This is a genomic window from Acidianus infernus (assembly GCF_009729545.1).
In the GTDB taxonomy this organism is placed as follows: Archaea; Thermoproteota; Thermoprotei_A; order Sulfolobales; family Sulfolobaceae; genus Acidianus; species Acidianus infernus.
In genome coordinates this window covers 1,820,176-1,836,767 of record NZ_WFIY01000004.1, presented here as the reverse complement: position 1 = coordinate 1,836,767, position 16,592 = coordinate 1,820,176, and the positions used below count along the sequence as shown (strand labels likewise).

Below are 16,592 nucleotides of genomic sequence, written 5' to 3'. Positions count from 1 at the left end.
ATTAACTAATGGAATATTTCTTAGCCTTCTTGACAAACTCTGACCTCCTCCCCGCCCTAAAGGCGAGGTCTTAGGGGTTACACCCCTTTATCATTCTTCAAAATCTCTGAAAGCTTAGAATTATTGGTAAGCTCTACTATATTATGTGTACGAGGGATAGCTAACTGCAAAGATTGCTCTGGAGAAAATATTGCTAAGTATTGTTAAACAAGAGTTCAGCATATCTAAGGCATTGCGTTTTAGAAAGTCCATTATGTGTATAACTTTAAGGATATTTATGCAGATCCTAAAGTAGAAATAATTCCGCTAATCAACAAAATTCTCCCTTGTCAATTCAGATTATCTAATGATGTGAACAAAGGAAAATTTAAACAATACAATATCTTATTTCCATTATTATTTATCTTTTCACTAATTCAGCAATATAGTCCCACATCGCATCAACAGCGTCCTGCATTATCTTTATATCTTTCTCACTCATCTTACTGAACCTACCTTGAAGTTTAAGGTATTCCGTTATTGGCTTTCTCTTACTCTTGTCTAGCAGAACTTTACTTATCCCCGTTAACTGGAACTCTCCGTTAATTACCTCAAATAAAGGCCAAATTCCTGTCTCAACAGCAAGCTTTGCTACTTCAATAGTTAGACTGCTATCAAACCTCCAACCTGGAGGACAGGGCGATAGTAAGTGAATATATCTAAATCCTTGAATATCCTTTGCTTTCCTAACTTTAGCTTGGTAATCGAATGGATAAGCGATAGACGCAGTAGCCACGTAAGGTATTTTATGCTCCATCATGATGAAAGGCAGAGGTTTCTTAAATTCCCTCTTACCTGCAGGAGTAGTTGTAGTCCACGCTCCGTAAGGAGTTAAAGAAGACCTTTGAATCCCAGTATTCATGAAAGCTTCGTTATCATAACATACGTAAAGTATGTCCTCATTTCTCTCGGCTGCGCCGCTTACAGTGGCAAATCCTATATCGCCAGTAGCTCCGTCTCCTGCCCAAACAACTACCTTAGCGTCTTCTCCCCTCATTTTTAATTGCCTACTTAATCCTGAGGCAATTGCGGCAGCTGAAGCAAAAGCACTGTGTACTACCGGGACAGTTGAAGGAGACCCATGAATATCACCCATTATTACAGTACTGCACGATGCAGGGACTACTAGAACAGTCTTCTTGCCCATAACTTCTAGAAGTAAGTCTAACTCTTTAGGTATAGGACAGCCTGGACAGGCAGCGTTTCCCCTTAGGAAGTATTGTTGTCTAATTACTTTCTTTTCTTTAATGTAAGATGGAACTTCAGTCATTTAACCACCTCTCCTCAAATTTTCTACCGGCAAGAACGTCTTCCATAACCTTCTGGAAGTGAAGGGGTCTAACGTCCTTACCTCCGATGCCAGCAATTACGCTCATTACTTCTATTCCAGAATTGTAAATTGCAGACTTAACCTCGTTAGCTAAAATTCCTCCATAACCGTAGGAGTATTCCCTGTCAAATACTATAACTCCTTGAACTCCTTTTAATGCCTCCTTTATTCTCTCTTTCGGAAAAGGCCTTATTACTCTTAACTTAAGCAAACCTACTTTCTTCCCTTCGTTTCTTAGCCTTCTTACTGCCTCTCTAGCGTCTCCAGTCCACGCTCCTACAGTAATGAACACGTAATCCGCATCTTCGCACTCATAGCACTCTACCAGACCATACTGTTTCCTTCCAGAGATCCTCTCGTACTCTTTACTTATTTCTTCAATAACCTCCTTACTTCCTTCCATTGCCTTCATTGCCTCATACTTTATTTTCATGTAATCGTCTGGTAGAGCAATAGGACCTACGTTTACCGGATCGTTGAAGTCTATTAAGTTGAACTCCCTAGGTGGAAGGAATTTTTCTACAGTCTCGTCATCTAATATTTCCAGCCTCTCCATTGTGTGAGTTAAGATGAAACCGTCAAAGCCCATCATAACAGGTAAAATTACTCTCTTATCTTCACTTATCTTAAAGGCTTGTAAAGTCATATCGTAAGCGTCTTGAACGTTTTCCGCCATCATCATTATCCAAGAGGCGTCCCTTTTGCTAAAGAAATCTTGGTGGTCGTCCCAAATGGACCAAGGTTCTGCTAACGCTCTAGTTGCTACTGCGTTTACAATAGGTACTCTTTCTCCTCCTATCCAATAAATCATTTCCGTCATGTAAAGCAAGCCTTGGGATGAAGTTGCCGTAAATACTCTAGCTCCTGCAACAGCTGCTCCGTAAACTGCAGCCAAAGCTGAGTGCTCTCCTTCAACTTTTATTAGTTCTGCCTTCAGCTCTCCGTTATCTATATATTCTGCCAATTTCTCTAACATAGTAGTTTGAGGAGTTATTGGGAATACGGCCAACACTTGAGGTTTGGCTTGTTTAACAGCGTAAGCTACAGCGTGATTGCCTACCATTGCAGTTACGTTCTTTTGAACGGTTATCATTTCACTTCACCTCCGGAACCATTTGTATTGCTTTCTGAGGACAAATTTGTGCACAAACCCCGCAACCTTTGCAATAATCGTAATCAATCCTCACGTCAAATCCTTCAAGGAGGTCTATAGTATTCTCAGGACAATAAATTACGCAAAGCCTGCACTTAGTGCACTTTGAGTAATCGATTACAGGCTTCATTAACCTCCAATGGCCAGTTAATCCTGATGATCCAATTTTAGGCCTTCCTAAAGGTACTGGATAGTTAATCATATTTACTCACCATTTCATAACCTAATTTTGCCGCTTCAGCGTTTAATTCTCCCAACTTTCCTGAAAACTCCTCTTCTATCGCTTCAACAACAGAATCAATTTTTATCATTCCAGTAACTTTAGCTATTGCCCCTACCATGGGCATGTTTACTAATTTCCACCCGGCAATGGATAAGTTCAATTTATCTGCTATCTCCACCGCATCCACGTAAAATGTATTTTTCCATAGTTTCTTAGGCGTCTTAGTGTTAAGCAAGAGAATTCCGTCTTCTTTAAGCCCTTCTAGAGGATTCAGTATGTTAAATAATGAAGTATCGAAAACTGCTACAAGGTCTGAATTATAAATTTCTCTGTGAATATAAATTGGTTCATCTGAAAGCCTTACGTAAGAAACTACAGGTGCTCCTCTTCTTTCTCCTCCGAAAAATGGAATTGATTGACCATATTTTCCTTCTTTTACAGCAGCTTTAACTAAGGTTTCTCCAGCAGTTACAACCCCCATTCCTCCTCTTCCTCTTAAGATAATCTCCCATCTCATCATGAGAATGTTGTATTTCAAAAATTTATTAATATGTTAGAAGAGGAATTCTAAACTTACATTAACCTTGTTATTAATAATTTCTCGTAAACACTGTTAATCTTCTTGCTCTTCTCTTTCCATCTCTATAACTTCTGCAGCCAAGAAGCCCATTATTATGAAAGTCATGAATATGTAAACTAAGACAGGAGTAGTGGAACTTATAGTCTCAATCATGTTCCAGGCAGTTATACCTATTGCGGCTAAAGCTAAGGAAATTTCAACTAACCTTCTCCTTAATCTCTTTAATGAGATCTTGAAAAGTGAAGAGTCAGCTGCAATGTGTACTAATAAATTGGAAAGAACAGCTATTTCTGCTACTTCTTCAAATGCTAAATATGGTCTTAGCCCGGTTAGATATAGTGAACTGACTATCGTAATCAAGTAGAGTACTATTGTTAATAATGATGCAAACACTGGTCCTCTTTCGCTCTCAAACTTAGAGAATATACTTGGAAGGAAACCATGAGTTGACATTGCGTAAGCTGTCCTAGAAGTTGCGAGCATAAAGGATAATGTTGCTAATATTCCATCATTTGCTGCTGCAAAGATTACGAAAGCGAAGGTAATTATACCGAACCTACTTTCAATTAACGAAAGAAGATCGGTAGAAGTTGGGCTAATATGATAGTAAAGTAAATGATCTCCTATCGCATAAACGTCAAATGCTGCCAATAATCCACCTAAGAGAATTACAATAACTATTGCTAAAGGAATAGTCCTTTTAGGATCTTTAACTTCCCCAGATAAAGGAGTAATTGAACCGTAACCAGTCGGAATACCTGAACCAAATAATATAGCCAAAGCCAACGTTCCAATTGATATGTGATAATTAAAAGGATTATAGAAAGCGAAAGAAGTAGATTTTAGGAATAAGACAGCTAACGTAGCCATTATTCCTATTTCTATTACGCTAGCCACAATTGCATATTTAGCTGAAGGTTTTATCCCGGTCAAGGCAAAAATTGATGAGACTCCAAAAATTGTCAATGCTATTATCCAAGGGTTTATCTGAAGTACGTGATGTAAAACAAATGTAGCACCTAAGATGTAAGCTGATCCGTATAATACAGAGTAAACTAAGTATATCCAACCGGTTTCAAACCCTAATCTTTTTGTTAAGGAGTAATAAGCATACGTATAGTATCCTCCAGATTTTGTATACCTAATTGATAGCTTGTAAATTACCATGCCGTTGAGCAGAACTAGAATAGTCCCTATAACTATTGCAATAGGAGCAAAATAACTTCCGTAAAGAAAAGCTGAGACACCGTAAGTTAGTATGCTTAAGAAAGGAGATTGCCCGCCAACGCTTAGGAAAACCAAGTCCTTTAATCCTATTACACGTTTAGGTTCTTGATAATGAGACTCTTCCTTTTCCTTACTCATCAAGTACAGTATTCATATGCTGTTATTAAATCTAACCCGATTTATTGAATATTTTTAGCAAAATGAATATTTTTAACTTAAATAACTCCTCTCTTCCTTTCCTCTAATTGCAGAAAGTACTAGAGCAATTGAAAGAATAACAATTGAAGCATAAAAAGCTGAATGTATTCCGATTAAGAATTTACTACTCAGCTCTCCTAAAGAGTAAGTTCCTAAAAACACTTCAAATGCGACATACCTAGGTATTGAAATTGATGCAATGGAAATAGCAATGACGTAACTTATTAATATTCCTATGTTTGCCAAAGTCCTCATTATTCCAGAAATCCCTCCATAAATGCTTCTAGGGGCATTTGACATTATAGCACTGTTATTAGCTGGGTAGAAGAACGAAGAACCTAGACCTCCAATTATTGAGGTGACTATTATTACGTAATAAGGAGTAGTTAGAGTAAGGTTAGAGTAGATAAACGCTGCAATAATCATTAACCCAATTCCTATCGTTGCAGGAATTCTTGCACCTATTTTGTCTGAAAGTCTACCGGTAATTGGCCCAACCATGCTAGCTAAAACATACCCTGGAACAAGTAATAATGATGCATTGAAAGGAGTCAATCCTCTAATCCCTTGTAAGTACATGATTAGAATAAACGCAGTAGCTAAATAACCTGAACTTTGTAAAAAAGACGCTAAAAGCGACGCAGTGAGTACCCTATTTTTAAATACTTTAAAGTCAATTACAGGAAAAGGCTGTCTTTTCTCTACTAGGTAAAATGGGAACAATAATATAATTCCAAGAATTATCAAGAATAAATTAAAAGGAGTAATACCAACTCCAGCAATTTCCGACGCACCATAAGTTATTAAAATGAGAGAGGAGGCTAAGATGATAACTCCTAAAATATCGAACTTTGCATTCACCATTCTTGAATCTTTAATTTCCCTTAAGCCTAAGATAGTAGCTATAATTCCTATAGGAACGTTTATATAAAATATATACCGCCAACCTACAAAAGTAGTTAAAATTCCTCCTAGAATAATTCCTAAAATTGCGCCAACGTTCCAACCTATTGAAGTATAACCATAAGCTTTTCCTCTCCTATTTGGAGGATAATTATCGGCAATTATCGCACCGCTATTAGCTTGCAACATTGACGCACCTATAGCTTGAACAGCTCTAGAGGAAATGAGAAAGCTTGCATTAGGCGAAGCACCACAAAGGGCTGAACCTATAGTGAATATAAGAAATCCTAAATTGTATATCTTTCCTCTTCCAAATCTATCTCCTAGCCTACCTAACTGGGTAGTTAGAACTGCGATAGTTAATAAGTAAATTAAAATTATCCAAATGAGAGTTAGTAAATCAGTATGCAGACATTGTAACATTACTGGTAATGCAAGAATCACAATAGTAGAATCAATTGCGGCCATCATTGTCCCAAGAACTACTATAAGGGTGACAAGTGATACTCTATCCATAAAGTTAAGTATGTAATCAAAAAATAAAAAGTTTGTTACCAAATTACTTAAATTTATAAGCTAGCTCGACGTACTTGTCAGGGTTCAGTATATCCTTTGGATCTAGCATCCTCTTAATTCCCATCATTAAGTCTAGAACCTTCTCACCGTTATGACTTTTTATCTGCTCCGACATCATTTTAGCCTTCTGTATTCCTACTCCATGCTCTCCGGTTACTGAGCCTCCTAAGTCTATTGCAACTTTGGCTATTTCATTAAATATCTCTTCCATCTCTTTTTCGTCGTCTACAACAATGTTGGGGTGTAAGTTACCGTCGCCTATGTGTGAAATAATGTAGAACTTCGTGTTATGCTTCTTTGCGATTTCGTTTAGTTTAGATATAGCTTCTGGCAATTTAGATATAGGGACTACTATGTCTTCTGCGTAAAAAGTTCTAGTTTCTGCCTTAACTGCAATTGCTGCTTGAGACCTCAAAGAATAAAGCCTCTCAGCCTCATCTCCTTCTAAAACTTCTACCTTACCTTTCAATACCTTTAATAAGTCTTGCAATTGGTCTTCTTCTATTGAAATCAGAAGCATTCCTCCTTCTGATTCTTCAAGGCCGGCATTTAAGTTCCTGTTTAATGCCTTTATTACATCAGCGTCTATATATTCTGAAAACTCCGGTAAGATTCTGGCTTTCCTTATACCTATAATATTATCTGCCACAGTACTAAAATCTGGCAATAAGACTTTCACTGTATAAATCTTCTTTCGGGGTTTTGGAATTATTCTAAGCCAAGCTTCAGTTATTATCCCAAGTGTACCTTCGCTGCCCACAAACAAGTGGGTTAAATCATATCCTGCTCTATTCTTCCTTAACGGTTCTCCTACTTTCACAACTTCTCCAGTAGGCAATACTACTCTCAGCGAGAGAACCCATTCCCTAAAAGGTCCGTATTTTACTCCTCTCATTCCACCGGAACCTTCAGAAATCGCTCCTCCAACTGTGCATAAGAAGAAACTAGCAGGATCTGGAGGGAAAAAGAATCCTTTGCTTTCCACTGCTTCATAAAGGTCAATGAGTTTCACTCCAGGTTGGACTCTTACGTACCAGTCTACGTCATTTATTTCGAGAATCTCATCCATTTTCGAGAGGTCAACGAGGATGCAGTCTTTACATGCAGTAGCTCCAGTTAAACTACTACCAGAACCCCAAGGAACTACTGGAATATTATGAGTATACGCATATTTAACTATCCTAACAACTTCGCTCTCGTTTTTTGGAAAGAAAATCATTTTAGGAGAAATTTTATAGCCTGCGAAGTCTTCTCTTTCCTCTTTTGAATGCTCTATATCGAGTAGTTCTTCCATATTACTAAATTTTACCACTATAATTTAAGCTAACGATTTAACTTACATTTTATTAAACCTATTTATGATAACCTTAAAGCTCCTTAATTCTCAAATAACTTATGACGGAGAAGTAATATTAATAAAAGAGAATATACCTAATAGTGAAACTAATGTTGAAATTTTTGCTGACGGAATTAGTAAGCTATCCTTAGAGACGCCACACTATAGAATTACCGGGAAAAACCTATATTTACCGTCAAGGGAAATAAACTTAGCAGATGTCAAATCCTTTGCTTACTCAGCAGTAAGGAATCTAATTAGAGAAGATAAGGAGCCGATAATTGCTTTAAGCGGTGAAGGCTTAGTTTATGACTTCTCAGTTAATTGTCACGAGGTTAAAATAATTGAGAAGACTTTAAACGGAATACATTTCCTCTCTGCAGCTTTACAAAAACCTCTATTGCCTTCTTCTGTTAGCGTTCAGTTACCTCCTTGGGCTACTCCTTTTAAATTGTTATCAGCAGTTATATTATTGTCTGAAAAACCTCAAGACGTTTTGAAGAAACATTTTCAACAGATAACAAAGATAGTTACAGATTCTGGATACATTGAGAAGAATGGTCTAAGATTGGTTAAACTGTATTATGGTGGAGTTAATAAGGTATTATGTTATTCCCAATTAACTGGTTACTTATGCTTCGAAGAGGAGGAAAAGGTTAAAGAAATAAGGCCTTCGGATAAAGATATAGAAAAGTTAGCTAATAATATCCTAAAAGGTTATGGGAAATGCGTTATAGAAAAAGGAATGATAGTCATCTAGTCCTTCTCTGACAAGGGCGAGGTCTTAAGGGTTACACCCCTTTGTGGGTGCTACTCTGTTATGATCCACTATCATTTTTTCTAAAAAGTAAATAATATAATATAAATGATAAAATCAGAGCTATAGGGATTAAAATTTCATAAGTATAATAATTGGGATTACTGACATGACTACTAATTGTAATTACAGTTATAGATTTTGTTGATGAATTACGCGATGATGGGATATTATGATAATGAAAAGGATCTATGGAATAAGAACATGCCCTATAGCATCTGAAATTCTCTTTTCCAGTAGTTAACTTTGCGTAATATTTACAAAAATTAACTGCGATATTTACAACTTTCTCCGCAGTGTCCTCTCCAAAAGTAAAGTAATTTGGAAAAGTTACGTAAGTATTATTCTTAAGATAAAATAACCATAATGTAGCATTTAACTTGCAGAATTTGGTAATTTCACCGTTTCCTCCTCCTCCGAAAACTAATTCTGCATCGTAGTAACTTCCAATTGGAGTGTAATGTTTCCCGCAAACTAATATGTAAGCAAATTTGAATTTACCATGAATCAAAACGTTATCATATACAATTTCCTTATAGCACATAGAACTACCATTCTTAACAAAAATAACAGCAAAACTGATTAATATTCCGCATTTTTCTAAACTAACGTTTGTTACTAGATATCCGCATAATGGTAAGCAGTATTTGAGCTCCGGTTGACAGTAATAATTTCCATAATAATATTCAATTTTACCGCTTTGGTTAACTATTGTAACGTAACCATTGGGGGAGGTAATACTAGAATTTGAAAGAGTAGAATCAATACATGTAATATTTAGAATACCATCTGCTAGTTTAAATTCATGTTTTAATGTAAGAAATTCTAAAACATTCTGAAGCCAATAGACTTGCCTACAAGTTTTCAGTACTACATTAAGTTGTAAAGAAGCAGAACATGGGGGTACTAAATTTTGTGAATAATTATAAGCTAAAATACAACTAATGTTAAATTTACCTAAAATAGAAGTAGTTTTTATTAAATAAGGTTTAGTTGCTTTTGTCTCGTTAAGGATACCATAACTAGCTATGCCTTCTGAAGATAGTGAGGAAAGTTTAAGATAAGGGTTAATAAAGCAAGGAATTACTTTATATGATAAATAAAATAATGAGTCTTTGTATACGCATATTTTTATAAAAATATTCTTAGGATTTTTAAAATATACGTAAGAATCCTTTGAGAAAACTATTGTTGTATTTTCATATTCTTTAATAATTTTATTACACTGAATGATTTCAAAACTCAATGATACATTAGACACAACAAAAGCCTTTAGAGCTTCTGGGGTTTCTAAGTCAGGTATAGGAATTAGAACGGATTCATTTGTACTAAATAAAAATGAAGGGCATAAAGCTTTTTGAATGCATTTTAATTTTATAATGTAATAATGAAAATTGAATTGGCTAGCGCTTTTAACTACTACTTTATATTTACCTTGAATTAGTAGGAGCCCAGAAGTTAAATTATTTTTTGTATAATTCATATAAATTAATTTTTGACAGGAATTATTGCATATTCTTAAAATGGAAATGTTAACATTCTCTCCTTCTATATTAAAAATAAATGCTGAAGGAGAGGTAATATTAAGGATATAAGTATTATTACATTGTGAATATAAACTCACATGATTACCAAGACTTAAAAGAATGAGGATAACAATTACCAGTTTTATAATATGCATTTTATTGAACTACTAATGATTACCTATTTTAATCTTATCGTAGGAAGTAGTTTTGGACTTAGTTGAAAGTACTCTAACCCATACTTTTTAAGCAATTTTAACGCACTCTTAGATATTGACGGAGCAACTATTCCTCCTCTAACCCTCTCTCCTTTCCAGCTTAAGTAATCAACGTATCTCTTCAGCTGAGAAACAGCTTCTAGTCCTGCTTGAGCTCTCTTAAACTCCAAGATTAAATATCCTGTAGAAGTAACTCCAAGCAAGTCTATTTTACCGAATGGAGTTTGATACTCCCTTTCCAAAGGTATGAAATCTCTAGAAATTAATTCAGGATTTTTAACTACTTCTTCCACCATTTCGCTCTCACTACCAAATAAATGAAATTCACCTTCGTCCACTTTCGATAAAGATAGATAATACACTATAGGCATTAAAATTTCCAAGACCTCCTTAGGTCTCTTCCTTTCCACGTAAATATTAAGTTCGTCACCTATTTCCACCTTAACTTCTGAACTCGAAGGTTGCCAATTAACGGGCTTAAGCTTTTTATTACTATGAACTAGAACGCTTCCATCAGGCTTAAAAGTTATTAGTCTAGAACTATAAGTGGCTATAGAGGAAGCTCTACCAGCGTATAGAATTTTGCATAACCCGAAGAGAGTAATAACATAGTTTTTCCTTTCATTCTCTAGAATATCTTTTACAGTAGAAAACTCTGGAAGATCAAAGAATTTGTACTTTTCCATCATGAGTGGTAATACCTAGGAAATATTTTAATCTTACTAAATGTAAAGGTGATATCATGGATTTCCTAGACGAGATTCATAATGTAAGATATAGGCTGGCCATGGCGCTTAAGGTTTCATCTTTTAAGATCGGTGATTTTACTTACATTGAAACTTCTGACCCAAATAAGGACTTTGTAATAGGAGAAGAAGAAGGAAAGGTTTTCGTATTGCCTATAAATAAGGACTGCGTAAAGTTTAGCCAGGATATAAAACATTGCCTTGGATTTGATTATTATTACAAAGAGCAATTTCCATGGAAGGAAGAAGTTAAAATAGGAGTACTTGACAGGATTATTAGAATTTTAAAAGTATTTAATGACTATAGTGAAATTAAGAATTATATAATCAACCAAGAGATTACTCAATACGAAGGAAAAGACTATGCAATGCTTGAAGGCGACCTTTATTTTTCTAACCCGTATGAAGAATTTCTTGACAAATTAAAGGATAGCGACCTTGAGAAGATAAAAAAGCTAAGTAAAGCTTACCAGGAGGTAAAGAATTTTCTTGACATGCAAGTAGAAAATCAAACATCTGTTGAAGATATATATAAGGAAATAGAGAGTGAATTAATTAAGATAGCAAGAAAATATAACGTGGAGTTAGATTATGGTAAATCAATAAAACTTTATTCTGACGAGAGAATTTCTGAAGACGAAGAGCATGTAGAGGAGGAAATAAGAGAACCAATTAATGTTAACTCCTTATTAGCTAAAATCAGAGCAAAGAAAGTAATTGAGAGAAAAGATGACTTCCTAAATTTTCTATTTAGCAAGGAAGGAGAATTTAATATATGGGACGAAATAAAAGGAAAAGGAATTATACTAGATGAAATGAAGGATAAAAATGTTACAGTTCTATTAACTTACCCGCAAGAATTAGAGATCAACATAGGAGGAATTAAAAGGAAGATTTTAGTTCCTAAACCGTCTATTTTATTTATAAAGAAGGACTCCGCTTATTTCGAAATAGCTAGGTAACTGAAGTAACAATTTTTTCTATTGTAGATTCCCAGTAAGAGTTTGATAGAAGAAAAGGAAAAGATATTGAAACATAAAATAGTGTCAATGGAAGTATAAATAATAAACAGAAAATTAAGCATTTGGGTATAAACGCTAATATTACTAGAGGAATAAGTGGAATTGAAGTTAGTAGAGATACTAAGAATCTTATCGGTGAAACATTTAACGGCATATTATATCTTTGTTGATAATATCTGGCATATACTGACATTATGAATATAGAGCTTAAAGGTATGAAAACTACTAATCCTAAAGCGTTTCCAATATAACCAAAAAGTAATGAAAGTATAGCAAAGGGTGATAAAATAATCGCAATAGATACGGCTTTACTTATTAAGTAATATCTTGCAAACTCTAATGGCGTCATAACGTTCAAATCTAGCCATAGAGGTTCAGTAATGAAAGAAGCACTTGCGATCATTATCATAATAAACCAACCTCCAAATAATATATAGAAAAATATAAAATTTAATTCATTAATATGATTTAAAATAATGTAAAGTACCCCAGCTAAAATGGAAGAACCTAAAATAACCTTCCATAAATCAACTCTTTTAGAAATTAATGTGTTCATACCCATCCAGTTGACTCTTCCCCCTATTTCAATTATTCTTATGTTTCTAATTAAAGTTAAGATAAATGGATTATACGATTTAAAGGAAATTTGATCTTTAACCTCTTCTTTCTCAGAAGATATAATAATATTGGAATAGGAAGAAAAGTTAAATTTTCTTATAGCTATAATAAATATTGCTAATGCAAATAAATAGGAAATAGCATATCCCTCAAAATATCCATAAAACATTGAAAGAGGACTTAATGGGAAATCGAAAATGGCAGAAATCAGCCAAAATATAATAACTAAATCTACTAATACCTTTCTTTTATTATCTAAGTTAAAAAGTATTGCAGGCAATGAGGAAGAAATTAATGCAAATGAAGGAATAACAATTACTCCTATAATACCTAAGGCTTCAATAAACCAAAATATAAAGATTGAAAGAAAAATTATATTAACAATGAAGCTTCCTATAATTAATGCTGTTATTATCTTATCATCGTCAAAAGGTAATAAGGCTAGAAAATCACTATCCGACTTATTTGCTAAACTAAATCTACTATTGAAGGGTGATACAGCCACCATAGTTGTAAGATAAAATATTGATAGATACTTAAATTCCTCATTTACATAAATTGGCGCATTACTATAACTTACATAACCTATATAGCCAAAGAATATTGCAAAGACCAAATAGAAAATTAGACTTCTCTTCGGAATTCTAGAAAATATAACAAATTTAATTAATTTCTCAAGCATTTCTCATCATCCTAGCAACAACACTTTCAATTGTTTCGTCTTCTCTTCCTAACGCTCTAAGTTCATCTATACTTCCCTGCCATATTACCGTACCCCTAGATATAATAATAACGTGATCAGTAAGTCTTGTCGCTATGGACATAATATGGGTTGAGATCAAGAAAGTTGATTTCATATCCCTTAATACATTTATCACCTTCTCCTGAGTAGGAATATCTAGGTAATTTAACGGCTCGTCAAGCAAAATTATCTTAGGATTATGAATAAGTATTAATGCCAATGACAATTTCTGTTGATTTCCTCTTGAAAGTTTACCAGCTTGAACTCTCTCATATTGCCTTAAATCAAGTAAGTCCAACATCTCATCTACTCTTTCCTTTTTAACTCCTCTTAAGGAGGCTATATATTCTAAGTTTTCTCTAACAGTCAAAATCCTATATGGCATTGGATCCTCTGGTAAATAGCCTAAAAATCTTTTAACTTCTTTAGTTCCCGGCTTCATTCCCATTATTTCCACTTCTCCATAGTCGGGTTTTAAAAGTCCTGCAAGAATTTTCATGGTAGTAGATTTTCCAGCACCATTAGGACCTAACAAAGCAAACCTTCCATCGCATGGAATAGTAAACGATAAATTATTTAATGCAATTATTGAGCCAAATCTCTTAACAACGTTCCTCAAAGAAATACATTCCATTATCTTACAATTTTCACGTGAATTATAAAAAGTTTTTACTAGCATGATTATTTTGCTCATCACTTAACATAAATTTTATTTTATCTCTATCTAAGGATACATTACTATTAGTTTTAATGTAACTATGGATAAGGCTATTAATGGTACAAAAACTCTATATTTTAATGCTGACTTCCTCCCGTCAGCGAGGGTTCCCCTCATCGATTTGGGTTTACATCTCTCATCTGAGGGGCAGTCGAGAGGGTCAGAGACCCCCTCCCATTTAAATTCGTGACAGCAATAACGTCACGATCGTTCTCATAACCACACGAGGGACAATGAAAATACCTATGAGCGATCTCAACCATTTTGTGACCACACTTAGGACAAGTTGTAGCAATAGCTTTAATTTTACTTTTCATAATAATAGTGGTATTACCAGGAGGAAGAAGATGAAGAAAAATGTTATAACAAGTGTTGTCTTAATCGCGGTAATTATAGTAAGTATGACTTTTATTTTATTACATTTCTTAAATAATAATATAATGCATATCAAGAGTTCAGAAAAGGGTAGTAATGATGAAGTAATTACTACTGCTTCCCATCAAGAAGGATATTTTTCAATAATTGGAAGCTATAAGAGCGATAGCGAATATTCAATGGGGGAAATATATTCTATTGATTGCTCATTCTTCGTTTCACCCTTCCTGTGGAATTTGAAATATGCGGACGGTAATGCTAATCTCACCTTTAGGAACGGAGTTTTATACGTTAATGTCAATTTTTCGCATTTCGAGAAAATAACTCCTTCAATCCCAGTTGATGGCTATCCTGGATTAATGTATGGTCATGAAGGATGGTTTCCCTTTGCAGGAACTACTATAGAAAATCCTTCTTTAGTATTACCTAAAAAGGTATACTGTTTACCTAATATTATCTCTACCCTCAACTACTCGGTATGGGTGCAGGAAGGCACCATTGACGATTTCTCTTATGATATTTGGTTAAGTCAAAATCCTAACACTACGTATTTAGCTTTTCCTGACATTGAACTAATGATCTGGTTATACCACAATGAGACTCTCTCTTCCTACTTCATAAAAGTGGGAGAAGTACAAGTACCTATTTGTGTAAACGGAAGCAAAATTACGTGTACATTTACTGTTTACATTTTACCTCACACAGGTTCTTCTAACGGTTGGATAGGAGTATATTATTTATCAAACCAAAATCTAGAAGGAAAGGTTAGTATTCCCTTAACATTCTTTATAAAGGACGAATTTCAATGGATAAATAAAATATTCCCAACAATAAACGAAAGCTCTTATTACCTAGATGCAATTCAAGTAGGAATGGAATTCAATGACTATAATGGAATAGCACAACTTGGATATACTCTTTATTGCTGGATAATGAGTACACCACAAGGAGTAAAGATATTAGATGAAGCATAGGCACTACAGCAGTTTTATCTACATATTATTGAGAGATATTTAGGGAACCTATTATAGAACTACGAGAAAAGTGGTTACAGAAATTCAAGGAATAAAAGTTTACGATCCATACCAACCGCCCAAAAAACTTGGGAACAGTAGTTAGAGTAGACTTATGCATTGCCGACGGCTCTTGTATAACTGCTTGCCCAGTAAACGTATTCCAATGGTATGACACATCAGAAAAGAAGGCTGATCCAATAAACGAACAAGCTTGCATATTCTGTATGGCCTGCGTAAACGTTTGTCCAGTTGTCGCAATAGATGTTAAACCACCTTAAATACTTAGGTGGATACAAGAAATTAATGATAAAGGTTTTTCATTTAAGAAGGACTTACTTAACACTTACCTCCGCACTTTATCCGGAGGGAATTAACTTCATTAATAAAATAAAGGTACTATTTGTGAACAAGAACTACTGTAAAAATGCCTTTGAAGATGTTGAGAAGTTAAGAGAAGGCAACACTATAATATTCATAACTGCCGCTAAAAATTACGAATTTAAACAAACATCGTGGGGAGAGTTATTTATTTCTGCTGGAGTAGGAGAGAGTGGAGAAAATGCGGGTTGTACAATAAATATTTCTGCCTTCGTAAATTATCCGCTCAATTTAAACGGCTTAGTTGATTTAGTTAGGTCGATAACTGAGGCAAAGAGTGGTGCCTTAAGGGACCTTAATTTTCTATTTACTGGAACTGCAAGTGATGCAATAGCTGTAGGTACTATTGGAGGAAATGAGTATTTTGCAGGGCCTTCAAGCGAAATAGGTAAGAAAGTGACTAAGGATGTTAGAGAAGTTCTTAGAAAATTATTGATCAAGGATTTGAACTCTGAATAACTTTAGGAATATGGATGAGATGTTAGAAACTAGATGAAATTATAGTAGAGCTTACAGAGATAGGGGTTAAGGGATGAAAGGGGATGGATAGCCCCCTTATAGATTTATTCGTTTATCTACTAGTGGCGCTCCTCTCCAGCTCAAGTATGAGCAACCAGCAATAAGGGACTAGGTGAATGAAAGTCCCCTCAAATGGTTCTCTGAGCCACCCGAATCGATGAACCCTTTGGAAGGGAAACCCTTCCAGGAGGAGGTCAGAATGGGCACCTCTCCATACGCAATCTTAAGTCTTATTTCATGATAAACAATTGAACCTTTATGAGCAATATTCAAGTCAAATCCTTATGATATTCCAATTTTGAAAAAATTGAGAATTACATAAGAAACTTAGATTT

The 16,592-nt window shown here is 34.7% G+C and carries 15 protein-coding genes and 2 pseudogenes; 5 read left to right on the top strand and 12 right to left on the bottom strand.

Features of this window, described 5'->3' with window-relative positions:
- Positions 1-400: 400 nt before the first annotated feature.
- From D1867_RS10525 to D1867_RS10495, 7 genes are all read right to left on the bottom strand, one after another.
- On the bottom strand, positions 401-1,309 hold the full coding sequence (locus D1867_RS10525; RefSeq protein WP_152942426.1) for a 3-methyl-2-oxobutanoate dehydrogenase subunit beta: 909 nt from the start codon (positions 1,307-1,309) through the stop codon (positions 401-403).
- On the bottom strand, positions 1,302-2,462 hold the full coding sequence (locus D1867_RS10520) for a transketolase C-terminal domain-containing protein (RefSeq protein ID WP_155864091.1): 1,161 nt from the start codon (positions 2,460-2,462) through the stop codon (positions 1,302-1,304). The genes D1867_RS10525 and D1867_RS10520 overlap by 8 nt, the downstream gene beginning before the upstream one ends.
- Position 2,463: 1 nt before the next feature.
- Positions 2,464-2,724, bottom strand: coding sequence for a 4Fe-4S binding protein (locus D1867_RS10515; protein ID WP_155864090.1), 261 nt, complete (start codon positions 2,722-2,724; stop codon positions 2,464-2,466).
- Positions 2,717-3,262, bottom strand: a complete 546-nt coding sequence (locus D1867_RS10510; protein WP_373469093.1) for a 2-oxoacid:acceptor oxidoreductase family protein — start codon at positions 3,260-3,262, stop codon at positions 2,717-2,719. Before D1867_RS10510 ends, D1867_RS10515 begins: the two co-directional genes overlap by 8 nt.
- A 96-nt stretch (positions 3,263-3,358) precedes the next feature.
- Complete coding sequence (locus D1867_RS10505; protein ID WP_155864088.1) at positions 3,359-4,690, bottom strand: APC family permease; 1,332 nt, start codon at positions 4,688-4,690, stop codon at positions 3,359-3,361.
- Between the two features lie 72 nt (positions 4,691-4,762).
- Entirely contained in the window at positions 4,763-6,169 is a 1,407-nt protein-coding gene (locus tag D1867_RS10500) for an MFS transporter (protein ID WP_155864087.1), read from the bottom strand.
- 43 nt (positions 6,170-6,212) lie between these two features.
- Positions 6,213-7,523 carry an FAD-binding oxidoreductase gene (locus D1867_RS10495; RefSeq protein ID WP_155864086.1) on the bottom strand — a complete coding sequence of 437 codons (1,311 nt, stop codon included), beginning with the start codon at positions 7,521-7,523 and terminating at the stop codon, positions 6,213-6,215.
- A 64-nt stretch (positions 7,524-7,587) separates the two neighbouring features.
- Between D1867_RS10495 and D1867_RS10490 the strand changes: the two genes are divergently transcribed.
- A complete protein-coding gene (locus D1867_RS10490; protein ID WP_155864085.1) occupies positions 7,588-8,325 on the top strand; it encodes a hypothetical protein in 738 nt (245 codons plus the stop codon).
- Positions 8,326-8,383: 58 nt separating this feature from the next.
- On the opposite strand, the gene D1867_RS10485 is transcribed toward D1867_RS10490, so the two are convergent.
- Both D1867_RS10485 and nucS read right to left on the bottom strand, forming a co-directional pair.
- Positions 8,384-9,865, bottom strand: coding sequence for a thermopsin (locus D1867_RS10485; protein ID WP_162309168.1), 1,482 nt, complete (start codon positions 9,863-9,865; stop codon positions 8,384-8,386).
- A gap of 221 nt (positions 9,866-10,086) precedes the next feature.
- Positions 10,087-10,812 carry an endonuclease NucS gene (gene nucS, locus D1867_RS10480; protein ID WP_240872236.1) on the bottom strand — a complete coding sequence of 242 codons (726 nt, stop codon included), beginning with the start codon at positions 10,810-10,812 and terminating at the stop codon, positions 10,087-10,089.
- Positions 10,813-10,865: 53 nt separating this feature from the next.
- Between nucS and D1867_RS10475 the strand changes: the two genes are divergently transcribed.
- Positions 10,866-11,831, top strand: a complete 966-nt coding sequence (locus D1867_RS10475; RefSeq protein ID WP_155864083.1) for a hypothetical protein — start codon at positions 10,866-10,868, stop codon at positions 11,829-11,831.
- On the opposite strand, the gene D1867_RS10470 is transcribed toward D1867_RS10475, so the two are convergent.
- The 3 genes and pseudogenes from D1867_RS10470 to D1867_RS10460 form a co-directional block, all read right to left on the bottom strand.
- Complete coding sequence (locus D1867_RS10470) at positions 11,824-13,191, bottom strand: hypothetical protein (protein WP_240872234.1); 1,368 nt, start codon at positions 13,189-13,191, stop codon at positions 11,824-11,826. The genes D1867_RS10475 and D1867_RS10470 overlap by 8 nt on opposite strands.
- The gene (locus D1867_RS10465; protein ID WP_155864082.1) at positions 13,184-13,885 is read right to left on the bottom strand and encodes an ABC transporter ATP-binding protein; all 702 of its coding nucleotides are present in this window, start codon (positions 13,883-13,885) and stop codon (positions 13,184-13,186) included. The genes D1867_RS10470 and D1867_RS10465 overlap by 8 nt, the downstream gene beginning before the upstream one ends.
- A 197-nt stretch (positions 13,886-14,082) precedes the next feature.
- Positions 14,083-14,262 (bottom strand): annotated as a pseudogene (locus D1867_RS10460) (zinc ribbon domain-containing protein); the annotation flags it as partial.
- Positions 14,263-14,316: 54 nt separating this feature from the next.
- Between D1867_RS10460 and D1867_RS10455 the strand changes: the two are divergent.
- The 3 genes and pseudogenes from D1867_RS10455 (at position 14,317) to D1867_RS10445 (ending at position 16,197) form a co-directional block, all read left to right on the top strand.
- On the top strand, positions 14,317-15,318 hold the full coding sequence (locus D1867_RS10455; RefSeq protein ID WP_240872232.1) for a GH12 family glycosyl hydrolase domain-containing protein: 1,002 nt from the start codon (positions 14,317-14,319) through the stop codon (positions 15,316-15,318).
- Positions 15,319-15,400: 82 nt separating this feature from the next.
- Positions 15,401-15,638 (top strand): annotated as a pseudogene (locus D1867_RS10450) (4Fe-4S dicluster domain-containing protein).
- Between the two features lie 25 nt (positions 15,639-15,663).
- Complete coding sequence (locus D1867_RS10445; RefSeq protein ID WP_155864081.1) at positions 15,664-16,197, top strand: adenosylcobinamide amidohydrolase; 534 nt, start codon at positions 15,664-15,666, stop codon at positions 16,195-16,197.
- Positions 16,198-16,592 lie beyond the last annotated feature (395 nt).